The following is a 22,563-nucleotide window of genomic DNA, read 5'->3' as shown; positions in this document are numbered from 1 at the left end:
CACCCCCGTGGAAGACTGGCGTCTGCATCGTTCACGGCGGTGAACCTCACATAGCCGCCGTACTCACCGGTAAACAAGACTGCGGAGCATGATGGAGCCGTCAGGCGAGTTGGCGCTGGCCGCCGAGTTCCCCACCCCTGACCGCGAGCAGTGGCTGGAGCTGGTCCAGGGTGTGCTGCGGAAGTCGGGTGCCGACTTCGGTTCACTGATCACCACGACTTACGACGGCATCGAGGTCCAGCCGCTCTACACGGCCGGTGACCAGGTGCCGGACGCCGGTTTCCCCGGCTTGGCGCCGTTCACCCGCGGCAGTCGCCCGCAGGGCGCGGTCGAGGGATGGGACGTGCGGCAACAGCACCGGGTGGCGGACCGCAACGCGGTCATGGCCGACCTGGAGAACGGCGTCACGTCGCTGTGGCTGAAGGGCCTCGACCCGTCCGCGTACGGCGACGTGCTGGCCGACGTCTACCTGGACCTCGCGCCGGTGGTGGTCGACGGGGGCGCGGACTTCCTCGACGCCGGCCGCGCCATGCTGCGGGTCTGGGACCAGCGGCCGGTGCTGCCGAGCGAGGTGCGGGGCAACCTCGGCGCGGACCCGCTGGGCGTGCGGGCGCGCACCGGACTTCCCGCCGACTTCGGCGCGTTGACCGATCTCCTGGGCAGGGCACGGGCGTTCCCCGAGCTGCGTGTGGTCGTCGTGGACGGTCTTCCGTTCCACGAGGCCGGTGGCTCGGACGCGCAGGAACTCGGCGCGTCCCTCGCAGCCGGTGTCGCGTACCTGCGGCACCTGACCGGGACCGGGCTGAGCGTCGCGGAAGCCGTGCGGCTGCTGGAGTTCCGGTACGCGGCGTCCGCCGACCAGTTCCTCACCATCGCCAAGTTCCGCGCCGGGAGGCGGCTCTGGGCGCGGGTCACCGAGGTCGCCGGCGCGACGAGCCCGCAGCTCCAGCACGCGGTCACGTCGCCCGCGATGATGACCCGCCGCGACCCGTGGGTGAACATGCTCCGGACCACCCTGGCGTGCTTCGGCGCGGGCCTCGGCGGCGCGGACGCGGTGACCGTGCTGCCGTTCGACGCGGCCATCGGCCTCTCCGACGACTTCTCGCGGCGCATCGCCCGCAACACCCAGTCGCTGCTGCTGGAGGAGTCCCGGCTGGCCGGTGTGATCGACCCGGCCGGCGGCTCCTGGTACGTGGAACGGCTCACCGACGACCTCGCGCACGCCGCGTGGTCGTGGTTCCAGGAGATCGAGGCCGCGGGCGGGCTGCCGGCGGCGTTCGACCTCGTCGCCGAGCGCATCGCCCTGACCTGGGAGAACCGTCGGACGCGCCTGGCCGACCGGTCCGACGCGATCACCGGCGTCAGCGAGTTCCCGAACCTGGGCGAGCAGCCCGTAATCCGCCCGCCCGCGCCGGCGGAGCCCGGCGGCGGCCTGCCGCGCATCCGCTACGCCGAGCCGTACGAGGTGCTGCGGGACGCGGCGGAGGCCGCCCCGGAACGCCCGAAGGTCTTCCTCGCCACCCTCGGCCCGGTCGCCGCGCACACCGCGCGCGCGTCGTTCGCGGCGAACCTGTTCCAGGCGGGCGGCATCGAGACGCCGAACGCCGGTCCCACCAAGACCGTCGAGGACGTGGTCGAGCGGTTCCGCGAGAGCGGCGCCCGGATCGCGTGCCTGTGCGGCAGCGAGACGAGCTACGCGGAGCTGGCCGCGCCCGTGGCGGAAGCGCTGCGTGCCGCCGGTGCCGAGCGCATCCTGCTGGCGGGCAGGAAATCGGACGCGCAGGTCGACGAGTACGTGTTCACGGGCTGCTCGGCACTGGACGTGCTGGAGCACGCGTTCGAGGCACTTGCCATCCCTACCTCCAGCGGAGTCCAGCGATGATCCCGAACTTCGCCGAGGTCGACCTCGGCGAGCCCACCACCGCCACCGCCGCGCAGTGGCAGGCCGCGCTCCAGGAGGCGACCGGCAAGGGCGCGGACGCGCTGATGTGGGAGACGCCGGAGGGCATCGGCGTCAAGCCCGTCTACACGGCCGGGGACACCGAGGGTCTCGACTTCCTGGGCACCTACCCGGGCATCGCGCCGTTCCTGCGCGGCCCGTACCCGACGATGTACGTGAACCAGCCGTGGACGATCCGGCAGTACGCCGGGTTCTCCACCGCCGAGGAGTCCAACGCCTTCTACCGCCGCAACCTCGCGGCCGGCCAGAAGGGCCTCTCGGTCGCGTTCGACCTGGCCACCCACCGCGGCTACGACTCGGACCACCCCCGGGTGGCCGGTGACGTCGGCATGGCGGGCGTGGCCATCGACTCGATCTACGACATGCGCCAACTGTTCGACCGCATCCCGCTGGACAAGATGAGCGTGTCGATGACCATGAACGGCGCGGTGCTGCCGATCCTGGCGCTCTACGTCGTCGCGGCCGAGGAGCAGGGGGTGGCGCCGGAGCAGCTGGCCGGGACCATCCAGAACGACATCCTCAAGGAGTTCATGGTCCGCAACACCTACATCTACCCGCCGCAGCCGTCGATGCGGATCATCTCCGACATCTTCTCGTTCACCTCGCAGCGGATGCCGAAGTTCAACTCCATCTCGATCTCCGGCTACCACATGCAGGAAGCCGGCGCGACGGCCGACCTGGAGCTGGCGTACACGCTCGCGGACGGCGTGGAGTACCTGCGCGCGGGCCGCGACGCGGGCCTGGACATCGACGCGTTCGCGCCCCGGCTCTCGTTCTTCTGGGCCGTCGGCATGAACTTCTTCATGGAGGTCGCCAAGCTCCGCGCGGCCCGGCTGCTGTGGGCGAAGCTCGTGAAGGGCTTCGACGCGAAGAACCCGAAGTCGCTGTCGCTGCGCACGCACTGCCAGACGTCCGGCTGGTCGCTCACCGCGCAGGACGTGTTCAACAACGTCGCCCGCACGTGCGTCGAGGCGATGGCCGCGACCCAGGGCCACACGCAGTCGTTGCACACCAACGCGCTGGACGAGGCGCTGGCGCTGCCGACCGACTTCTCCGCGCGCATCGCCCGCAACACCCAGCTGCTGCTCCAGCAGGAGTCGGGCACCAACCGGGTGATCGACCCGTGGGGCGGCAGCGCGTTCGTCGAACGCCTCACCCACGACCTGGCGCACCGCGCGTGGTCGCACATCAGCGAGGTCGAGGCCGCGGGCGGCATGGCGCAGGCCATCGACGCGGGCATCCCGAAGCTGCGCATCGAGGAGGCCGCCGCGCGCACCCAGGCGCGGATCGACTCCGGTCGGCAGCCGGTGATCGGCGTGAACAAGTACCAGGTGGAGTTCGACGAGCACATCGACGTGCTCAAGGTGGACAACGCCGGTGTGCGCGCGCAGCAGCTCGCGAAGCTGGCCCGGCTGCGCGAAGAACGCGACCAGTCCGCCGTGGACGGTGCGCTCGACGCGCTGACCCGTGCGGCCGGTGCGGACGGGAACCTGCTGGAGCTGGCCATCTCCGCGGCCCGCGCCAAGGCCACCGTCGGCGAGATCTCCGAGGCGCTGGGCAAGGTGTGGGGCCGGCACTCCGCGCAGATCCGCACCATCACCGGCGTGTACCGCGAGGAGGCCGGTTCCGTGTCCAACGTGGAGTCGACGCGCGAGGTCGTGGCGGCGTTCGCCGAGGCCGAGGGGCGCCGCCCGCGCATCCTGGTCGCCAAGATGGGCCAGGACGGGCACGACCGCGGCCAGAAGGTGATCGCGACCGCGTTCGCCGACCTCGGCTTCGACGTGGACGTCGGCCCGCTCTTCCAGACCCCGGACGAGGTCGCCCGCCAGGCCGTCGAGGCGGACGTGCACATCGTCGGGGTGTCGTCGCTGGCCGCCGGTCACCTCACGCTGGTGCCCGCGCTGCGCTCGGCGCTGGCCGAGTCCGGCCGCGAGGACATCATGATCGTGGTCGGCGGCGTGATCCCGCCGCAGGACTTCGACGCGCTGCGCGAGGCGGGTGCGGCGGCGATCTTCCCGCCCGGCACGGTCATCGCCGACGCGGCAGGCGACCTGCTGCGCAAGCTCGCCGTGCAGCTGGGCCACCCGGAGTTCGGTGCCTCCGGTGCTGACCAGCCGGGACACGATGGCTAAGCGGATCGACGTCGGCGAGTACGCCAAGGGCGTGCTCGCCGGCAACCGCAGCACGCTGGCCCAGGCCATCACGCTGGTCGAGTCGACGCGCGCGGACCACCGGGCGCTGGCGCAGGAGCTGCTGGTCGAGCTGCTGCCGCACTCGGGTGGCGCGCACCGCGTCGGCATCACCGGCGTGCCCGGCGTGGGCAAGTCGACGTTCATCGACGCGTTCGGCTCGATGCTGACCGCGCAGGGCCACCGGGTCGCCGTGCTGGCGGTCGACCCGTCGTCCACCAGGACCGGTGGCTCGATCCTGGGCGACAAGACCCGGATGGCCAGGCTCGCGGTCGACCCGGCGGCGTTCATCCGGCCGTCGCCGACGTCCGGCACGCTCGGCGGCGTGGCCAAGGCGACCCGTGAGTCGATCGTCCTGGTCGAGGCCGCCGGTTTCGACGTGGTGCTGGTCGAGACGGTCGGCGTCGGCCAGTCCGAGGTCGCCGTGGCGAACATGACGGACTGCTCGCTGTTCCTCACCCTCGCGCGCACCGGCGACCAGCTCCAGGGCATCAAGAAGGGCGTGCTGGAGCTGGCCGACGTGATCGCGGTCAACAAGGCCGACGGGCCGCACGAGATGGACGCCCGCAAGGCGGCCCGTGAGCTGGCCGGCGCGCTGCGGATGCTGCGCCCGCCGGACGCCGTGTGGCACCCGCCCGTGCTGACGTGCAGCGGTCTGGACGGCACCGGGCTGGACACCGTGTGGCAGCAGGTCGGCAAGCACCGGGCGGCCCTCGAAGAGGCCGGTGAGCTGGCCGAACGGCGTCGTCGCCAGCAGGTGGACTGGACCTGGGCGATGGTGCACGACCAGCTGCTCAGGAGCCTGCGCTCGGCGCCCGCCGTGCGCGCGGTCGTGCCCGAGGTCGAGCGGCAGGTGCGTGATGGCGAACTGACCGCCACGCTGGCCGCCGAACGCATCCTGTCCGCGTTCCGCGAGCTCGGACACGGTCTGTGAACGAGTTGGGCCATTACGGGACGTGAGCGGTCACCGGTTTGGATGACCACTGACAGTGGTAACCAGTAGGGGCGGTGGCTAGGCTTGGCGGCCATGTGGCGATCAGTGCTCGCGGTGTGCCTGTTGGTGCTGGCCGGTGCCTTCACCGTAGCCGGGACAGGGACCGCCGTGACGACATCGTCGCAGCTCGCGGCCGTGCAGACGGAGAGCCTGGCACCCGGCGGCACGATCGAGCCCGCTCCCGCTCCCGCCCCCGGTCCGGACATCGACGCGCCGCAGGAGCCGACCGCCGAGGAGCGCGCCGAGACCCGCCGGAAGATGTGGCTCGGCGGCATCGCGGTGCTGCTGTTCGCCCTGGTCTACTGGCGGAACAAGAAGCGGTGGTCGAAGTGGCGGGCCGGCCGCAAGAAGGGGTGACTCCCAGCAGGTGGGAGCTTTCCGGCGCCCTGTGGTCGGCTTCTAGCATGACCTGCGCAGACGTGATCGGTCTGACCGAACATCGCGCACCGCTTGGCGCAGCCCCGCGACCGGTTGCCGGTTGATCAACCCGGGGTGCGTCGTGCTCGCCGGGCCGTGATGCAGGATGGAAGCAAATGGGTACCGACTTCAAGATGAGCACGCGCTCGGCCGTCGAGCGGTACTCGGATGCGCTGGTGGACCTATCCCGCAGCATCCACGCGGAGCCCGAGCAGGCGTTCGCCGAGCACCGCAGCGCGGCCAAGGTCGCGGACCTGCTGGCCGCCGAGGGCTTCGAGGTCGAACGCGGCGTCGCGGGCCTGGAGACGGCGTTCACCGCGTCGTTCGGCTCGGGTGAGCTGGTGCTGGGGCTGTGCGCGGAGTACGACGCGCTGCCCGAGGTGGGCCACGCGTGCGGGCACAACGTCATCGCCGCCGCGTCCACCGGCGCGGCCCTCGCGCTGCGTGACCTCGCCGACGAGCTGGACCTCACGATCAGGGTGATCGGCACCCCGGCGGAGGAGGTCGGCGGCGGCAAGGTGCTGATGCTCGAACGCGGGGTATTCGATGATGTGGCGTTCTCGATGATGGTGCACCCGGCCCCCTACGAGGCCGTCGCCGCCCGCTCGCTGGCCATCACCGACGTCGAGGTCCACTACACCGGCAAGTCGTCGCACGCAGCCGCCGCGCCGCACCTGGGTGTGAACGCGGCGGACGCGATCACCGTCGCCCAGGTCGCCATCGGTCTGGCCCGGCAGCACCTCGAACCGGGCCAGATGGTGAGCGGCATCGTCACGCGCGGCGGTACCGTCCCGAACGTGGTGCCCGCGCGGACGTCGGCGATGTTCGACCTGCGTGCCGACGACCTCGACTCGCTGCGCCGGCTGGAGGAGCGGATCAACCGCTGCTTCGAGGCCGGCGCGGTCGCCACCGGTTGCACCCACGAGGTCGTGAAGGTCTCGCCGGTGTACGCCGAGCTGACCCCGGACCCTTGGCTGGCGGACGCCTACCGGCGTGCCGCCGTCGAGCTGGGCAGGCATCCGATGAGCCCCGAGCAGGAGCTCCAGGAGAAGATCGGCAGCACCGACATGGGCAACATCACCCGTGCGCTGCCGGCCATCCACCCGACCATCGCCATCGACTGCGGAGACGCGGTGAACCACCAAATCGAGTTCGCGACCGCTTGCGCGTCGGCTTCGGCCGACCGTGCCGTCCTCGACGGGGCACTCGCCCTGGCCTGGACCACAATTTCCGCTGCCACCGACGGTGCGCAGCGTTCTCGACTGCTGGTGGGTGCGGCATGACGGTTGTGGACTCACGTCTGCCGGAGGAGGGTGCCGAGGTGCTGTTGACCGAGCACGGGGTCAGCATTGCCCCTGTGGATGATCCCGGTGAGGGTCGAGGACCCTCGTGGCTGGACGGCTGGCTGGCGGCCAACGCGGCCGAGGTCGTCGCCTGGCGCCGGCACCTGCACGCGCACCCGGAGCTGTCGCGGCACGAGTACGCGACCACCGAGCTGATCGCGGGCGTGCTGCGCTCGGCCGGGCTCAAGCCGCGCGTGCTGCCCGGTGGCACCGGTCTGGTGTGCGACGTCGGCTCCGGACCGCGCTGCGTGGCGTTGCGCGCGGACATCGACGCGTTGCCGCTGCCGGAGAACACCGGCGCGCCGTACTCGTCCACTGTGGATGGTGTGTCGCACGCCTGCGGGCACGACGCGCACACCACCGTCCTGTTGGGCGCCGCGCTCGCGTTGGCGTCCGCGACGGAGCTGCCGGGCCGGGTGCGGCTGGTGTTCCAGCCGGCCGAGGAGGTCATGCCCGGTGGCGCGCTGGACGTGCTGGCGGCCGGTGGCCTCGACGGGGTGGAGCGGATCTTCGGCCTGCACTGCGACCCGAGGCTGGAAGTCGGCCGGATCGGGACCAGGATCGGTGCGATCACGTCGGCCAGCGACATGCTGGAGCTGCGCCTGACGTCGCCCGGCGGTCACACCTCCCGGCCGCACCTGACGGCGGACCTCGTGCACGCGCTGGGCACGGTGATCACCGGTCTGCCGGGGCTGCTGTCACGCCGCGTCGACCCCCGTTCGGGCACGGTGCTCGTGTGGGGTGCGGTGCACGCGGGCGAAGCGCCCAACGCCGTGCCCCAGGACGGCGTGCTGCGCGGGACGCTGCGCACGGGCGACCGCGACATCTGGGCCGAGCTGGAACCGCTGATCAAGGAACTGGTCGGCGCGCTGCTGGCCCCGACCGGCGTCGGCTTCGACCTGCACCACCGCCGTGGCGTGCCGCCGGTCGTCAACGACCGCGAGAGCACCATGCTGCTGCGGGCGGGGATCGAGGCGGCGTTGGGCGAGGACGCGTTGGCGGGCACCGAGCAGTCGTCCGGCGGTGAGGACTTCGGCTGGTACCTGGAGCACGTGCCGGGCTCGTTCGCCAGGCTGGGCGTGTGGGATGGCGCCCGCAAGATGCGCGACCTCCACCAGCCCGGTTTCGACCTGGACGAACGCGCCCTCCTGGCCGGCGTCCGCGTCATGGTCCACGCCGCCTTGGCCGCGTTGGCCTGACCCGGCTCGGCGAGTGCCCGCGAATCCCGTGGGCTTTCGCCGGCTGGTCACGGATGGTGGGCCCCGTGACCAGCCCCGAGGAACGCCTGTACGAGGCCGTCGCCGGCTGGAGGTACGACCTGCCCGGCCCGGGGGAAGTTGATCGACGCGGCGTGCGCGGCCTTGGTGGACGGGCTGGACTCGCCCGCGTTGCGCGACCTGGCCGGCGCGTCGCCGAGGGACCGGCTGTCCGACGTGACGGAGTCGGCGCAGACGGCGCTGGACGAGCTGCGCGTCCCCTGGCCCGGAACCGTGCCGCCGCGGTACCGCGTCGCGGCCGGGGGCGGGGTGGCACGGCGGTCCGGCACGGACACCCTCCGACTGGAAGTCGCACCGCCACTCGCCCGACTAGGAGGTTGCGCCGAATATCTCCGGTCTGGAGGCGCTGCGACGGGCTCCAGGTCACCACCATCCGGGACGGCGACCTCCCGCCGACGCTGGTGGTGACGTCGCGGCGAAGACCGGCTCAGCTGATCGGCTCGACGATCTCCGGTCGGGCCTCGGGCGCGGACGAGCGCACGGCATCCGCCGCCGGATCGTCCGGCTCGGCCTGTGACGCCCGCTCCGCTTCCACCCGGGCCGTGTACACCGACACCTCGTGCGCCACCCGCTCGTCGTCCCACCCGTGCACCCCGGCCATCAACCGGGCCACCGGCAACGCGCACTCCACCCCCCGGTGCGGGTACTCGATCGAGATCCGCGTCCGCCGGGTCAGCACGTCCTCCAAGTGCAGCGCCCCTTCGTGCGAAGCGGCGTACACGGCCTCGACCTGGAGGTAGTCCGGCGCGCCGGGCACGGGCTTCAGCAGCTCGGGGCCCGCCGACTCCAGCACCTCGTGCACCAGAGACCCGTACCGGTCCAGCAAGTGCCGGACCCGGTACGGGTGCAGCCCGTACCGCGCGGCCAACTGGTCCGCCTGGTTCACCAGGGCGTGGTAGCCGTCCGCGCCGATCAACGGCACCTTGTCCGTGATCGACGCCTGGATCCGCCCCGGCAGGTCGACCGCCGCCGCGTCCACCGCGTCGGCGCCCATCACGCGGTACGTCGTGTACTTCCCACCGGCGATCGCCACCAACCCGGGCGCCACCCGCGCCACCGCGTGCTCGCGCGACAACTTCGACGTCGACTCGCTCTCGCCCGCCAGCAACGGCCGCAACCCGGCGTACACGCCCTCGATGTCCTCGTGCGTCAACGGCGTCGCCAGCACCGCGTTGACGTGCGTCAGGATGTAATCGATGTCCGACCGCGTCGCCGCCGGGTGCGCCAGGTCCAGGTTCCAGTCCGTGTCCGTCGTTCCCACGATCCAGTGGTTCCGCCACGGGATCACGAACAGCACCGACTTCTGCGTGCGCAGGATCAACCCCGACTCGGACACGATCCGGTCCCGCGGCACGACGATGTGGACGCCCTTGGACGCCCGCACCCGGAACCGGCCGCGACTGCCGGACAGCCGCTGCAACTCGTCCGTCCACACCCCGGTCGCGTTGATCACCGCGTGCGCCCGAACGGACGTCTCCCGCCCGTCCTCCACGTCGCGCACCCGCACGCCGGAAACCCGGTCCGCCTCCCGCAAGAACCCCACGACCTGCGTGGACGTCCGCACGACCGCGCCGTAGTGGGCCGCGGTCCGGCCGACCATCATGGTGTGCCGCGCGTCGTCGGCCTGCGCGTCGTAGTACCTGATCCCGCCGACCAGCGCGGACGACTTCAACGCCGGCACCAACCGCAGCGCACCGGCCTTGGTCAGGTGCTTCTGCCCCGGCACGGACCGCGCGCCGCCCATCGTGTCGTACATCAGCAACCCGGCCGCCGTGTACGGGCGCTCCCACACCCGGTGCGTCAGCGGGTACAGGAACGGCACCGGCTTGACCAGGTGCGGCGCCAGCCGGGTCAACATGAGTTCGCGCTCCCGCAGTGCCTCGCGGACGAGCCCGAACTCCAGTTGCTCCAGGTACCGCAGCCCGCCGTGGAACAGCTTGGACGACCGGCTGGACGTCCCGGAGGCCAGGTCACGGGCCTCGACGAGCGCCACCCGCAGGCCACGCGTCGCGGCGTCCAGCGCGGTGCCGACACCGACCACGCCGCCGCCGACGATCACCAGGTCGAAGGTCTCCGCGCCGAGGCGTTCCCACGTCTCCGAACGTTCGAGAGGACCCAGCCTGCCTGCGGTGTCGGGGTGCTTGCGTGTAACCACGAACGCCTCCCTGGTGCTCGACTCGACCGGCCCGATCAGGTCTGCACTGGACCACGTTACCGGCTGGTACGCCACCCGTGGACAACCGAACAACGCGGAACTAGCGTCAACGCACATCGTGGGGTGGGCAGCGCCGCCGGACCCGGACTGCGCTGTCTCCTGCCAAGGCGAGGAGGTCGGCGAGTGAGCAGTGGCTCGATCTTCGTGTGGGAAATGCTCGGTACCGGGATCCTGATCCTCCTGGGTGCCGGTGTCGTCGCCAACGTCGTGCTCAAGGACACCCTGGGCAACGGCGGTGGCTGGCTCCTCATCAACTTCGGCTGGGGTTTCGCGGTCTTCGCGGGCGCCAGCATCGCCGCGCCGAGTGGCGCGCACATCAACCCCGCGGTCACGCTGGGCCTGGCCATCGCGGACAAGACCCCGTGGGCACAGGTCCCGGTCTACTTCGCCGGTCAGCTGGTCGGCGCGTTCCTCGGCGCGGTGCTCGCCTGGCTGGCCTACAAGGCCCAGTTCGACGCCCACGACGACCCGGCGGGCACGCGCGGCATCTTCTGCACCGGCCCGACCATTCCCAGGGCGGGCTGGAACGTCGTCACCGAGATCATCGGCACGTTCGTCCTGGTGGCTTGGGTCCTGCTGAGCCCGGTCGCGAAGGAGGCCGAGGGCGGCATCCCGCAGCTCGGCAACGCCGCGCTCGGCTACGCGGCCGTCGCGTTCCTGGTCGTCGGCATCGGCGCCTCGCTCGGTGGCCCCACCGGGTACGCCATCAACCCCGCCCGCGACCTCGGTCCGCGCATCGCCTACGCGATCCTGCCCATCCGCGACAAGGGCAGCGCCGAGTGGGGCTACTCCTGGGTGCCGGTGGTCGGCCCGCTGATCGGTGGCGCGCTCGCCGCACTCCTGTACCTGGTTCTCCCGGTCTGAAAGGACTCGAGCACATGACGAAGTACGTGGCCGCCATCGACCAGGGCACGACGTCGACCCGGTGCATGGTCTTCGACCACTCGGGCCGGGTGGTCTCCGTCGACCAGAAGGAGCACGAGCAGATCTTCCCGCAGGCCGGGTGGGTCGAGCACGACGCGAACGAGATCTGGACCAACGCCCGGCAGGTGGCCGCCGGCGCGCTCGCCAAGGCCGACCTCACCACCGCCGACATCGCCGCGGTGGGCATCACCAACCAGCGCGAGACGGCCCTGGTCTGGGACAGGACCACCGGGCAGCCCGTCTACAACGCCATCGTCTGGCAGGACACCCGCACCGACAAGATCTGCCAGGAGCTGGCGGCTTCGGGCGGCGGTCAGGAGCGGTACCGGGACAAGACCGGCCTGCCGCTGGCCACGTACTTCTCCGGCCCGAAGGTCCGCTGGATCCTCGACAACGTCGAAGGCGCGCGGGCCAAGGCCGAAGCCGGTGACCTGCTGTTCGGCAACATGGACACCTGGCTGCTGTGGAACATGACCGGCGGGGTGAACGGCGGCGTGCACGTCACCGACCCGACCAACGCGTCCCGCACGCTGCTGATGGACCTCGACACGCTGAGCTGGGACGAGGGCATCGCGGCGGACATGGGCATCCCGATGTCGATGCTGCCGGAGATCCGCTCGTCGTCCGAGGAGTACGGCAAGGTGCGCGAACGCGGCGCACTGGCCGGCGTGCCGATCGCGGGCATCCTCGGCGACCAGCAGGCGGCGACGTTCGGCCAGGCGTGCCTGTCGCCGGGCGAGGCCAAGAACACCTACGGCACCGGCAACTTCGTGCTGCTCAACACCGGCACGGACAAGGTGATGAGCGAGAACGGCCTGCTCACCACCGTCTGCTACAAGATCGGCACCAAGGCGCCCGTGTACGCGCTGGAAGGCTCGATCGCGGTGACCGGGTCGCTGGTGCAGTGGCTGCGCGACAACCTCGGCATGATCGGTTCGGCGGCCGAGATCGAGCAGCACGCCAGGACGGTGGAGGACAACGGCGGCGCGTACTTCGTGCCCGCGTTCTCCGGCCTGTTCGCGCCGTACTGGCGGTCGGACGCGCGTGGCGCGATCGTCGGCCTGACCCGGTTCGTGAACAAGGGCCACCTGGCCCGCGCGGTGCTGGAGGCCACGGCGTTCCAGACGCGTGAGGTGATCGACGCGATGGACGCCGACTCGGGCGTGCCGCTCAAGTCGTTGAAGGTCGACGGCGGGATGGTCGTCAACGAGCTGCTGATGCAGTTCCAGGCGGACATCCTGGGCGTGCCGGTGATCCGGCCCGTGGTCAACGAGACGACCGCGCTGGGCGCCGCCTACGCGGCCGGTCTGGCGGTCGGGTTCTGGGCGTCGGAGGACGACATCCGGCAGAACTGGGCCCAGGACAAGCAGTGGGACCCGGCGATGGACGACGAGACCCGCGCACGGACCTACGCGCAGTGGAAGAAGGCGGTGACCAGGACCTTCGACTGGGTGGAGTGACGTCCGGGGCGCCGCTGGCGTGGCGGCGCCCCGCTCCCCGCGGTCGTCCTCTGCCGGCGACCGCGGTCAGGTGGTGCCGCCGCCACCGGTTTCCGGAGCGCCCTTGGGTGGTCGACCTTCTCGACGGTGAACTCCACGACCGACCCGTCGGTCCTGGACACCTCGACGCCGGCGCCCGGCCGGAGCTCGTGCAGGCGGTAGAAGATGCCCGGCTGGGAGTTGCCGTCGACGTGGCCCAGGATGATCGCCGGCCCGGGCTCGCCGGGCGCGCGGGCGTGGACGTACCAGCCTGCCTGCATGGGCTGCTCGATGGACGGCACCTGGACGGTCTCGTCCGGGTTCAGGCCCAACGGGATGAGCGACGACGTCGCGTCGATGCGCGGGATCCGTACCTCGGTCGGTTCATGCCCCGCATACGCATGAGGTGCCGGGGACGTTGTCGCGGTCGCGGCATTAGTCGACGTGGTCGTGGTCGTCGTTGTGGCGGTGGTCGTCGGCTGAGTACCGCATGCCGGCAACGACAACGTCGCCACCAGCAACAACACGGCGGATCTCGGCATGTGGCCAGGATCCGCCGTGCTGTCGGCCGGAGTTGGTCAATCGGTGACAACCACCGGAATGGCCCAGTTCGGGTCGCTCAGTCCAGGTCGTCGTGCCGCATGAGCTGGCGACCGGCCTCGGTGATCGAGCCGGTCAGCGACGGGTAGACGGAGAACGTGGTGGCCAGGTCGTCCACCGTGAGCTGGTTCTGCACGGCCAGCGTGATCGACAGGATCAGCTCGCTGGCGTTCGGCGCGACCACGACGCCGCCGATCACCACACCCGTCGCCGGGCGGCAGAACAGCTTCACGAAACCGCGCCGCAGGCCTTCCATCTTCGCCCGCGGGTTGGTGGCCAGCGGCAGCATGATCGTGCGCGCGGGCACCTCGCCGGAGTCGATCGCCTGCTGGCTGATGCCGACGGTGGCGATCTCCGGGTTGGTGAACACGTTCGCCGCGACGGTCTTCAGCCTGATCGGGCTCACGCCCTGGCCCAGCGCGTGCCACATGGCGATGCGGCCCTGCATGGCGGCGACGCTCGCGAGCAGCAGCAGGCCCGTGCAGTCGCCCGCCGCGTAGACGCCGGAGACGTTCGTCCGGGACACCCGGTCGACCGGGATGTACCCGCCCCGACCCGGCTCGATACCGATCTTCTCCAGGCCGAGGTCGGCGGTGTTCGGGACCGAGCCGACCGTCATCAGCGCGTGGCTGGCCTCGATCGTGCGACCGTCTTCCAGGTGAATCAGAACGCCGTCACCGACGTTCTCCACGCGGTCCGCGCGGGCGTGCTTGACCACCGCCGTGCCGCGTTCGGCGAACACGTCCTCCAGCACCACGGCCGCGTCGGCGTCCTCGTGCGGGAGCACCCGGTCGCGGCTGGAGACCATGGTCACCTTCACGCCCAGCTCGGTGTAGGCGGAGGCGAACTCCACACCGGTGACACCCGATCCGATGACGGCCAGGTGCTCCGGCAACTCCGGGAGGTCGTAGATCTGGCGCCAGGTGAGCACCCGCTTGCCGTCCGGCTCGGCACCGGGCAACACGCGCGGGGTCGCACCGGTTGCGATGAGGACCACATCGGCCGGCAGGACTTCCTTCGCGCCGTCCTTGTCGATCGCCACGACCTCGTGCTGGGCGAGGCCGCGGGCGTTGTCGCAGAACTTGGCGATGCCGTTGACGATGCGGACGCCCTCGCGCTGGAGGCGGGCCCGGACGTCGGCGGACTGCGCGAGCGCGAGGCCCTTCACCCGTCCGTGGACGACCGGCAGCTCGACCGCCGCTTCCGCGTTGTTCGTGCGAATGCCCAGCTCACCGGCGTTGCGGAAGGCGCTCCGCCCGCCCGCGGAGGCGATGAACGTCTTGGACGGCACGCAGTCGTAGAGCACGCAGGCGCCGCCGACGCCCTCGCGTTCCACGATGGTCACGTCGGCCCCGTGCTGGGCCGCGACCAGTGCCGCCTCGTAACCTGCGGGGCCACCGCCCATGATGACGATGCGGGTCACGACACGTCCTCCTCGTGGTTGTCGGCGCTATTCGCACGGCTGATAGCCGCTGGTAGCCGCGCACAACCGTACGCGGTCGGGTGTCGGAGTGCGTCGTCCGGTCTTCTGGTCCCTCGCGGTGATCGATAGGTCGCTAGGCTGTCGTCGTGCCGCTCTATGCCGCGTACGGGTCCAACATGGACCCGAACCAGATGATGGAGCGAGCCCCCTACTCCCCGATGGCGGGGACCGGGTGGCTCGCCGGATGGCGTCTGACGTTCGGTGGCGAGGACCTTGGCTGGGAGGGCGCGCTCGCCACCATCGTCGAGGACCCCGACTCGCAGGTGTTCTGCGTGCTCTACGACGTGAGCCCGCGAGACGAGTCCCGCCTCGACCGCTGGGAGGGTGCCCTCGGCCTCTACAAGAAGATCCGCCTACGCGTCCAGACCCTGGAAGGTTCGGTAACCGCCTGGCTCTACGTCCTGGACGCCTATGAGGGCGGACTGCCGTCGGCCCGGTACATCGGCGTGGTCGCCGACGCGGCCGAAGCCGCCGGCGCCCCCGACGACTACGTCTCCGACCTGCGCACCCGCCCCTGCCAGGGCATAGGCCCCTAACCCCCGCGAGTCCTCCACTCAGACACGCCGAACCTGCCGGTGGGACACCCCGAGCTCACCGGTCAGGCATCGGAACAGCCGGGTGGGGTCCCGCAGGTCCGACACGTCGGCGCGCAGCACCTTCCACCCGCGCCGACGCAGGTCCTCGTCACGCGCGCGGTCGGCGTCCGCCCTGTTCACGTGGGCGGCGTAGCCGTCGTACTCCAGCGCGACCCGCTGCTGGGGCCAGGCGAAGTCGAGTCGCCACACCTCGCGCCCGCCGAGGTCGAGCACCGGGTGCTGCGGCTCGGGCGGGGGGAAACCGGCCTCGACGATCATGAGCAGGAGTCCGCTCTCCGCCGGCGACTCCGGCAGACCCGTCGCGATGTCGAGCAGGAACAGCCCCTGCCGCCGGCCGCGCGGATCGGGACGCCGGGAGATCCGCACTTCCAGGTCGGTCTTGAACGCTGCCCGCTCGTTCGGCTCGACGACGGCCAAGGCCTGGTCGGTGCACGCCAACGCGGTGGAACGGCGGGCACGGCACAGTATCTCGGCGAGCGTCGGTTCGAGGGTGAGGCACCGGAGGCCTTCGATCTCGATCACGTCCGCAGGGTCGTAGTTCGCCTGGTGGACGACCTCGCCGGGCCGTGGGCGGTGCCGCTGGTCGTAGCCGATGAGCAGGTGGACGCGGTCGGTCTCGGCGGCCGTGCAGCCGTGCACCCAGGCCGACGTGTGGCTGGTGAGGACGGCTCCCGAACCTGCGGTGAGCAGCGCCGCGGCGGCCCGAGTCGGGAACTCCACCATGAGTTCACGTTGGACCAGCACCGTGCGGGAGTAGCTGACGAGACGACCTTCGGCGATCGCGGTGCGCAGGGCGACCCGGCCGAGGTGTGCGTGGAGTCGGGTGCGCAGGTGGGCGCCGTGCAGGCCCGCGGGCATTGTGATCATGTAGAACCGAGGGCGCGCTGCCCGATTCCGTACAAGATTCACCCGACCGCGCAGTTCGCGGTGTCTGAGTGGAGGACTCGCGGGGTTTAGCGGGTCGGGGTGGCTAGGGCTTCCAGGTGTTGGATCAGGCGGCGGGTGTCCACGGGGGAGACGGTGCTCCAGGGCTGCTGGCCCGGGGTGGCGCGGCGGAGTTGGATGTAGCGGCCGTGCGGGTTGTCGAAGAACGACACGACGTGCTCCTGGCGGACGCGCTTGCCCCACTTGTCGCGGGTCGCGGAGCCGAACTGGCCGCGGTTGCCCGCGTCGCGGAACATGTCGGCCAACGCGCGGGCGTCCCGCTGCCTGATGCCCCGGCTGACGAGCGCCGCCTCCAGGTCGTCGGGAGTGGCCGCGGCGGCAGCGGCGGCGTCCAGGTCGGCGCTCGGCAGCGTCACCGAGTGGCCGGGGCCGGCGGGCACGGGCGGCAGCACGGAGAGGGCTTCGCGGGGGAGTCCTTCGCTGCTCGCCGGGCGGAGCGTCAACTGGCCGTTGTCCAGCACGGCCAGGACGCCCGACTGACCCTTGGCCGCCGCCAGCAGGCGCACGCTGCGGCCCAGCCAGAGACGGCCGTCCACCTCGTGCTGAGGCCGGTTCAGCAGGTGGAGCAGGTCCTCCAGCATCGGGTCCAGCGACACCGGTCGACCCAGCCCACGGCGGTCCAGGTCGGCCCACGCCCGCTGCTCCAGCTCGGCACGTTCCGCGTGCGTCTTCCCGGGTGACGGCACCTTGAGCACCAGCGGCATGGTCTCCAACCGCAGGTGCTCCCACAGCACGTCGAACTCCAGCGCCGAGATGGTCACCGGTTCGCGCAGGTCGTTGCTGCCCAAGTCCAAGCCGAACGTCGTCATCAGTGGGTAGTGCTCTCCCCGATCACCGGAGGCGAGATCATCCCGCCGACGCCGTAGATGTCGTCCGTTTCCCGAAGGTAGTCGGCGGCGTCGTGCGTGGCATCTTCTTCGTCGTCCCCGCCACGAGCACCACCCAACCCGCCGAACGGGTCGAACGCGGGCGAGACCGGGGTGGGCGTGCTCCGCTTGTGCACGGTGTCGCCGCCGCCGACCTGGCCGCCGCCGAGCATCGAGCCCGTCGACCCACCGGGAGCCGTCGCAGCCGCGTGCTGCGCGTTGGCCGCCGCGAACGCCCCGAACTCCGCAGAACTGACCGACGTCGTGCCGGCGGACGACACCGGGCCGCCCCCGAGCAGCTGCTGAGCCACCGCGTTCTGCTCGGTCGTCGTACCCGGAGCCGGAGCGGGAGTCGGTGACGGAGACGAGGACGACGACTTGCGCCGCTCCTTGTCCGACTGACCCACACCGCCGATCACGCCACCCGGCCCGAACGACCCCGAACCCGGCCCCGAAGGCGTGGCAGCGGCCGTCGAAGGCCTGGTCGACGTGGCCGGAGCCGACGACGACGTGCCGGTGGAGTGCCCGCCGGACCCACCACCAGACCCTCCACCACCGGTGTAGCCGCCGGAGACCGGCGACACGGGACGCGAGACGGGCATGCCGCCACGCCCACCCCGGCGCCAGCCACCGCCGCCACCACCACGTCTGCCACCAGGACCGCCGTACGCCCACCCCGGCTGCGACACGCCGGACGAGTCGTTCCGCACCACCTCGCCGGCGCTGATCAGCAACTGCGGCGGCTGGTGGAACTGCCCCAACGTGCTCGTGTTCGACACGGTGCTGGACGCGTACGTCGTCATCACCTCACGCGCCCGCTGCTCGGCCGCGTTCTGCGCCTTCTCCTGCTTCTCGTAGTCCGTCTGCCCGCCCACCAGGTTGGTCAACGCGCTGACCAGCAGGTTCGGCTCCTCCGCCGTCACCTTCACCGGCGGCGGCATGTCCGAGCGGGCCTTGGAGATGTAGTCCGCCTGCAGCTCGGCCGAGATGCGCATCACCTCGGCGCCGGAACGGGCGTCCTCCGCCCACGCGGCCAACGGGTTGAGGCCGCCCCGGGCCCGGTCCGCCGCAGGGCTCTCCCACGTGGCGCCGGAGCGCTGCACGCCGTCGAGCAGCTCGGCGTTGATGTCGGTCAACGCGGTCGAGACACCCTGCCACCGCTCCATCGAGGCGTGCGAGGCCTTCGGTCCCGGCCCGGAGTTGATCTGCCGGTACAGCTCTTCATGGCTGTACCCGCTCCAGCGGTGTCCATCGGGCATGAACGTTCCCCTTGCCTGCGCCGGGCGCTCAGCGGCTGCCCTGCTGTCCCATCAACCCGGTGTTGTCTTCTTCGATGGACTGGTACTGCCGCTCGACCAGGGTCAACGCGTCCATGGCCGACTTGAGCTGCCGCTGGTAGTTCTCCAAGGCGGTCAACGCCGAGTCGCCGGATTCCAGCGACCGCTCGTTGAACCGCTCCGCCGCTTCCCGGCTCACCGGATCACCGGCCCACGGGCGGACCCGGACCTCGGTGATCGCGAGCTCGATCTCCTTGTCCAGCTTCGTGAGCGCGCCCGCGAACGCGCTGCGGAGGCTGGGGATCGCACTGGGCTCCACGTTCAACGTGTGCGCCAAGGGCGGTGGTGAGCCTGTGTCAGCGCCCCGACCGTGGTCTTCCGACGGCATGGCCGACCTCCCCGCCTTCCTCGTTCCGTCGCGCATGGTCACTGTAGCCACCGGGTCCGACAGCGGGGAGTAGGTGGCGCGCACATCCCCCGCGTGGATCAACGCCGTTGCAGCAAACCGACTACCGCCGCTTCTGCCGCCCGTTGCGCCCCTTGGCAGAGGGTGTCCTGTTTCGCCGCCGTGGCGTTGCCGCCGTCGCGGAACATCACGTCGAGGAACTGGCCCTCGGCGACGTCCACCTCGACGTTGCACATGTTCTCCATGCCGGGCGTCCGCACGGTCAGGCCGGGGAAACCGGCGACGGTCGTCTGCCTGGCGTCGACCTGGGCGTTCTCGCTCAGCCACACACCGACGCCCTCCACCGTGACGAGCGCGAACCTGACCACGTTCCCGCTGATGTTGCTGCGCATGGTGCACGCCTTCGCGTTGCCGAAGCCCGCTTCCACGTAGGCGCTGGGCGGGTTGTCCAGGCTCAACCGGATCCGCTGGTCCTCCGAGAGCACCGCGCACGGGTCCACGTCGTCCAGCCGGATGTCCTGTGGCCTGGGCGGCAACGACGTCATGGTGGTCGTCGTCGGGGGCAGCGGTTCGTCCACCCGGCCGTCCGCCTTCTTCTCGGGAAAGGGCGTGCAGGCGGCCAGCGCCCACGCGCACAGCGTGGCGATGATCACATGAGCCGCCCTCATGGGCACCTACCGTAGCCGGGTCCACACGCCAAGTGGAGACCCGGCCGTGAAGCCGCATTTCACAGCGACCCGGCGCGCCGGGTCGTCCGGTGGCCTGGCGGTGATCCGGGGGAGGTCGAGGAAGCCGAAACCGAACCGCAGCACGGCCGACGCCGCGTGCGTCGCGATGCCCTTGCCGCGCAGGTCGGGGGTGGTCCAGCAGGTGAACTCACCGGCACCGGTCAGGGCGACTTCGCCCACGGCCGTTCCGGTGAGCTGGTCGCACACGGCCCAGGAGCAGCACTCTTCGGTGTGCCACTGGTCCGCGCGTGCCGCGATGTGCGCGCCGGCGGCGGCGAGATCCGGGAACAGGCCGCCGTCCACCAGCGCCACCCGGTCGTCGATGCGGTCGTCGACACGCAGTTGACGCAGGTAGAACTCGCCCGCGTTGATCTCGACGGCCTCCATGGGCCGGGAGGTTAGTCGGTGACGAAGCCCTCGTAGCGCGCGGCCACGTCTTCGAGCGGCGCACGGTGCGAGGCGGCGGGTCGGCCGTCGGGGCCGTTGGTCAACTCCACCACCCAGTCGGCGTCCTCGGCGTCGTCCTCGCCGGCCAGCAGGTCCTTGTGCACCGCGCACGGCGACCACCCCGCCGCCGCCAGCTCGCGCGCCGCTTCCTCCGCGTCCGCACGGTCGTGCAGGACCAGCAGCAACGACCCGGTCATCGCCCGCCCCACCGGCTGACGAGCAGCATCGCCGCGGGGATCAGCAGGAGGATCAGCGGCGTCTTCACCACGAAGAGCAGGGCGAAGCTCACGAACGCCACCGCCATCACGACCGCGCCGTTCAAGCGGGGGTCGCGCTGGACCGACCCGACCGGCCGCACCTCGGGTTCCACCCGGGTGAAGCTGGGGCGCGGCGCGGGCAGGTCGCCGAACAGCGTGTACAGGTCACCGCGGGTCTTCGCGGTGGCGACGCGGGCGGAGCGCTCGCCGAACTCGTCCACCGTCAGCCGCCCCTCACCGAGGTGCGTGCCGAGCAGTTCGAGCGCGTGCTCGCGCTCCGCGTCGCCGATCCGGATATCCCGCTCGCTCACACGGTCGAGCCTATTCCTTGAGCTCGCAGAGGACCGTGCCCTGGGTGACCGTGGCGCCCGGCTCGGCGGCCAGACCGGTGACGACACCCGCCTTGTGCGCGATCACCGGGTTCTCCATCTTCATGGCCTCCAGCACGACGATCAGCTCGCCCGCCTCGACCTGCTGCCCGTCCTCGACGGCCACCTTGACGATGGTGCCCTGCATCGGCGCCGCCACCGCGTCACCCGACACGGCAGCGCCGCCCTTGCCGCCGCTGCGCTTGCGCGGCTTGGCCTTCACGCCCGCCTTGGCCCCGCCGCCGCCCCCGAAGGCCAGGTCACCGGGCAGCGACACCTCCAGCCGACGTCCGCCGACCTCGACCACCAGGGTCTGCCGCGGCTCGTCCTCCTCGGCCTCCGCGGCGTCGGTGAACGGGGCGATGGTGTTGTCGAACTCGGTCTCGATCCACCGCGTGTGCACGATGAAGCCGTCCTCGCCGACGAACGCCGGGTCGCGCACGATCGCGCGGTGGAACGGCAGCACGGTGGCCATGCCCTCCACCACCATCTCGTCCAGCGCCCGCCGCGCCCGCTCCAGGGCCTGCGTGCGGTTCTCGCCGGTGACGATCAGCTTGGCCAGCAGCGAGTCGAACTGGCCGCCGATGACCGTGCCGCTCTCCACACCGGCGTCCACCCGGACGCCGGGGCCGGACGGCGCGACGAACGTGGTGACCGTGCCGGGGGCGGGCAGGAAGTTGCGGCCCGCGTCCTCGCCGTTGATGCGGAACTCGATCGAGTGGCCGCGCGGCGTCGGGTCCTCGGTGAACCGCAGCCTCTCGCCGGCCGCGATGCGGAACTGCTCGCGGACCAGGTCGACGCCCGCGGTCTCCTCGCTGACCGGGTGCTCCACCTGGAGCCGGGTGTTGACCTCCAGGAACGAGATCGTGCCGTCCACCGCGACCAGGTACTCGACCGTGCCGGCGCCGTGGTAGCCCGCTTCCTTGCAGATGGCGCGCGCGGAGGTGTGGATCGCGGCGCGCTGCTCGTCGGTCAGGAACGGCGCGGGCGCCTCCTCGACCAGCTTCTGGTGGCGGCGCTGCAACGAGCAGTCCCGCGTGCCGACCACGATCACGTTGCCGTGCTGGTCGGCCAGGACCTGCGCCTCGACGTGCCGCGGCTTGTCCAGGTACCGCTCCACGAAGCACTCGCCGCGGCCGAACGCCGTGACGGCCTCGCGCACCGCGCTGTCGAACAGCTCGGGGATCTCCTCCAGCGTGCGGGCGACCTTCAGGCCGCGACCGCCGCCGCCGAACGCCGCCTTGATCGCGACCGGCAGGCCGTGCTCCCGGGCGAACGCGATGATCTCGTCCGGGCCGTTCACCGGGTCCTTGGTGCCGGGCACCAGCGGCGCGCCTGCGCGCATCGCGATGTGCCGCGCGGTCACCTTGTCACCGAGGTCGCGGATGGCCTGCGGGGTGGGGCCGATCCAGGTCAGGCCCGCGTCCATGACGGCCTGCGCGAAGTCGGCGTTCTCGGAGAGGAAGCCGTAGCCGGGGTGCACCGAGTCCGCGCCGGCGCGCTTGGCGACGTCCAGCAGCTTGTCGACGGACAGGTAGCTGTCACCGGGCGTGCTTCCGCCCAGGGCGAACGCCTCGTCCGCCAGCCGGACGAACGGGGCATCCCGGTCCGGGTCTGCGTACACGGCGACGCTGGCCAGACCGGCGTCACGGCAGGCGCGGATGACCCGGACGGCGATCTCGCCGCGGTTGGCGACGAGGACCTTGCGCAGCGACACGACGTCCTACCTCCTGGCAACGGTGGAACTTGGAGCGGCAATGGTCGGGGAGTTTAGTGACCCGTCAGTACACGGT

The 22,563-nt window shown here is 71.3% G+C and carries 22 protein-coding genes; 9 read left to right on the top strand and 13 right to left on the bottom strand.

Annotated features, from left to right (window positions below):
• Positions 1-91: 91 nt before the first annotated feature.
• The 6 genes from ACRAKI_RS32630 (at position 92) to ACRAKI_RS32605 (ending at position 8,102) form a co-directional block, all read left to right on the top strand.
• Positions 92-1,882: a methylmalonyl-CoA mutase family protein gene (locus ACRAKI_RS32630; protein ID WP_447008581.1), complete on the top strand. Its 1,791-nt coding sequence runs from the start codon at positions 92-94 to the stop codon at positions 1,880-1,882.
• Positions 1,879-4,092 carry a methylmalonyl-CoA mutase gene (gene scpA / locus ACRAKI_RS32625; protein ID WP_447004328.1) on the top strand — a complete coding sequence of 738 codons (2,214 nt, stop codon included), beginning with the start codon at positions 1,879-1,881 and terminating at the stop codon, positions 4,090-4,092. The genes ACRAKI_RS32630 and scpA overlap by 4 nt, the downstream gene beginning before the upstream one ends.
• Positions 4,085-5,083: a methylmalonyl Co-A mutase-associated GTPase MeaB gene (gene meaB, locus ACRAKI_RS32620; RefSeq protein ID WP_447004327.1), complete on the top strand. Its 999-nt coding sequence runs from the start codon at positions 4,085-4,087 to the stop codon at positions 5,081-5,083. Before scpA ends, meaB begins: the two co-directional genes overlap by 8 nt.
• A gap of 93 nt (positions 5,084-5,176) precedes the next feature.
• On the top strand, positions 5,177-5,500 hold the full coding sequence (locus ACRAKI_RS32615; protein ID WP_447004326.1) for a hypothetical protein: 324 nt from the start codon (positions 5,177-5,179) through the stop codon (positions 5,498-5,500).
• Between the two features lie 176 nt (positions 5,501-5,676).
• Complete coding sequence (locus tag ACRAKI_RS32610; protein ID WP_447004325.1) at positions 5,677-6,843, top strand: M20 family metallopeptidase; 1,167 nt, start codon at positions 5,677-5,679, stop codon at positions 6,841-6,843.
• Entirely contained in the window at positions 6,840-8,102 is a 1,263-nt protein-coding gene (locus tag ACRAKI_RS32605; protein ID WP_447004324.1) for an amidohydrolase, read from the top strand. The genes ACRAKI_RS32610 and ACRAKI_RS32605 overlap by 4 nt, the downstream gene beginning before the upstream one ends.
• 47 nt (positions 8,103-8,149) lie before the next feature.
• Here the strand turns inward: ACRAKI_RS32605 and ACRAKI_RS32600 are convergent, their stop codons facing one another.
• Positions 8,150-8,455, bottom strand: a complete 306-nt coding sequence (locus tag ACRAKI_RS32600) for a hypothetical protein (RefSeq protein WP_447004323.1) — start codon at positions 8,453-8,455, stop codon at positions 8,150-8,152.
• Between the two features lie 152 nt (positions 8,456-8,607).
• Entirely contained in the window at positions 8,608-10,335 is a 1,728-nt protein-coding gene (locus ACRAKI_RS32595) for a glycerol-3-phosphate dehydrogenase/oxidase (protein ID WP_447004322.1), read from the bottom strand.
• A 183-nt stretch (positions 10,336-10,518) separates the two neighbouring features.
• On the opposite strand from ACRAKI_RS32595, the gene ACRAKI_RS32590 reads away from it, so the two are divergent.
• The gene (locus ACRAKI_RS32590; protein ID WP_447004321.1) at positions 10,519-11,259 is read left to right on the top strand and encodes an MIP/aquaporin family protein; all 741 of its coding nucleotides are present in this window, start codon (positions 10,519-10,521) and stop codon (positions 11,257-11,259) included.
• Between the two features lie 14 nt (positions 11,260-11,273).
• Entirely contained in the window at positions 11,274-12,779 is a 1,506-nt protein-coding gene (gene glpK, locus ACRAKI_RS32585; protein ID WP_447004320.1) for a glycerol kinase GlpK, read from the top strand.
• On the opposite strand, the gene ACRAKI_RS32580 is transcribed toward glpK, so the two are convergent.
• Positions 12,728-13,339, bottom strand: coding sequence for a sortase domain-containing protein (locus ACRAKI_RS32580; protein ID WP_447004319.1), 612 nt, complete (start codon positions 13,337-13,339; stop codon positions 12,728-12,730). The two genes, glpK and ACRAKI_RS32580, sit on opposite strands and share 52 nt — an antisense overlap.
• A 77-nt stretch (positions 13,340-13,416) precedes the next feature.
• Positions 13,417-14,820, bottom strand: coding sequence for an NAD(P)H-quinone dehydrogenase (locus ACRAKI_RS32575; RefSeq protein WP_447004318.1), 1,404 nt, complete (start codon positions 14,818-14,820; stop codon positions 13,417-13,419).
• 146 nt (positions 14,821-14,966) lie between these two features.
• Between ACRAKI_RS32575 and ACRAKI_RS32570 the strand changes: the two genes are divergently transcribed.
• Positions 14,967-15,416, top strand: coding sequence for a gamma-glutamylcyclotransferase family protein (locus ACRAKI_RS32570; protein ID WP_123745455.1), 450 nt, complete (start codon positions 14,967-14,969; stop codon positions 15,414-15,416).
• Between the two features lie 18 nt (positions 15,417-15,434).
• Here the strand turns inward: ACRAKI_RS32570 and ACRAKI_RS32565 are convergent, their stop codons facing one another.
• The 9 genes from ACRAKI_RS32565 to ACRAKI_RS32525 all read right to left on the bottom strand — a co-directional run bounded on the left by ACRAKI_RS32565 (position 15,435) and on the right by ACRAKI_RS32525 (position 22,487).
• The gene (locus tag ACRAKI_RS32565; RefSeq protein ID WP_447004317.1) at positions 15,435-16,343 is read right to left on the bottom strand and encodes a DUF559 domain-containing protein; all 909 of its coding nucleotides are present in this window, start codon (positions 16,341-16,343) and stop codon (positions 15,435-15,437) included.
• An 86-nt stretch (positions 16,344-16,429) separates the two neighbouring features.
• Positions 16,430-17,230 (bottom strand): ESX secretion-associated protein EspG, encoded by an 801-nt coding sequence (locus ACRAKI_RS32560; RefSeq protein ID WP_447004316.1) that lies wholly within the window; start codon positions 17,228-17,230, stop codon positions 16,430-16,432.
• Positions 17,230-18,546, bottom strand: a complete 1,317-nt coding sequence (locus ACRAKI_RS32555) for a PPE domain-containing protein (RefSeq protein ID WP_447004315.1) — start codon at positions 18,544-18,546, stop codon at positions 17,230-17,232. The genes ACRAKI_RS32560 and ACRAKI_RS32555 overlap by 1 nt, the downstream gene beginning before the upstream one ends.
• Positions 18,547-18,574: 28 nt before the next feature.
• Positions 18,575-18,901: a transcriptional regulator gene (locus tag ACRAKI_RS32550; RefSeq protein WP_447004314.1), complete on the bottom strand. Its 327-nt coding sequence runs from the start codon at positions 18,899-18,901 to the stop codon at positions 18,575-18,577.
• A 149-nt stretch (positions 18,902-19,050) separates the two neighbouring features.
• Positions 19,051-19,638, bottom strand: coding sequence for a DUF3558 domain-containing protein (locus ACRAKI_RS32545; protein ID WP_447004313.1), 588 nt, complete (start codon positions 19,636-19,638; stop codon positions 19,051-19,053).
• 6 nt (positions 19,639-19,644) lie between these two features.
• The gene (locus ACRAKI_RS32540; RefSeq protein ID WP_447004312.1) at positions 19,645-20,085 is read right to left on the bottom strand and encodes a GNAT family N-acetyltransferase; all 441 of its coding nucleotides are present in this window, start codon (positions 20,083-20,085) and stop codon (positions 19,645-19,647) included.
• 11 nt (positions 20,086-20,096) lie between these two features.
• Positions 20,097-20,342, bottom strand: coding sequence for a hypothetical protein (locus ACRAKI_RS32535; RefSeq protein ID WP_447004311.1), 246 nt, complete (start codon positions 20,340-20,342; stop codon positions 20,097-20,099).
• A complete protein-coding gene (locus ACRAKI_RS32530; RefSeq protein WP_447004310.1) occupies positions 20,339-20,713 on the bottom strand; it encodes a DUF1707 SHOCT-like domain-containing protein in 375 nt (124 codons plus the stop codon). Before ACRAKI_RS32530 ends, ACRAKI_RS32535 begins: the two co-directional genes overlap by 4 nt.
• 10 nt (positions 20,714-20,723) lie before the next feature.
• On the bottom strand, positions 20,724-22,487 hold the full coding sequence (locus tag ACRAKI_RS32525; RefSeq protein WP_447004309.1) for an acetyl/propionyl/methylcrotonyl-CoA carboxylase subunit alpha: 1,764 nt from the start codon (positions 22,485-22,487) through the stop codon (positions 20,724-20,726).
• Positions 22,488-22,563: the final 76 nt, after the last annotated feature.

The sequence above is a fragment of the Saccharothrix isguenensis genome (assembly GCF_052936305.1).
Note: the sequence above shows the minus strand (reverse complement) of the source record. Positions and strands in the feature narration are given on the sequence as shown.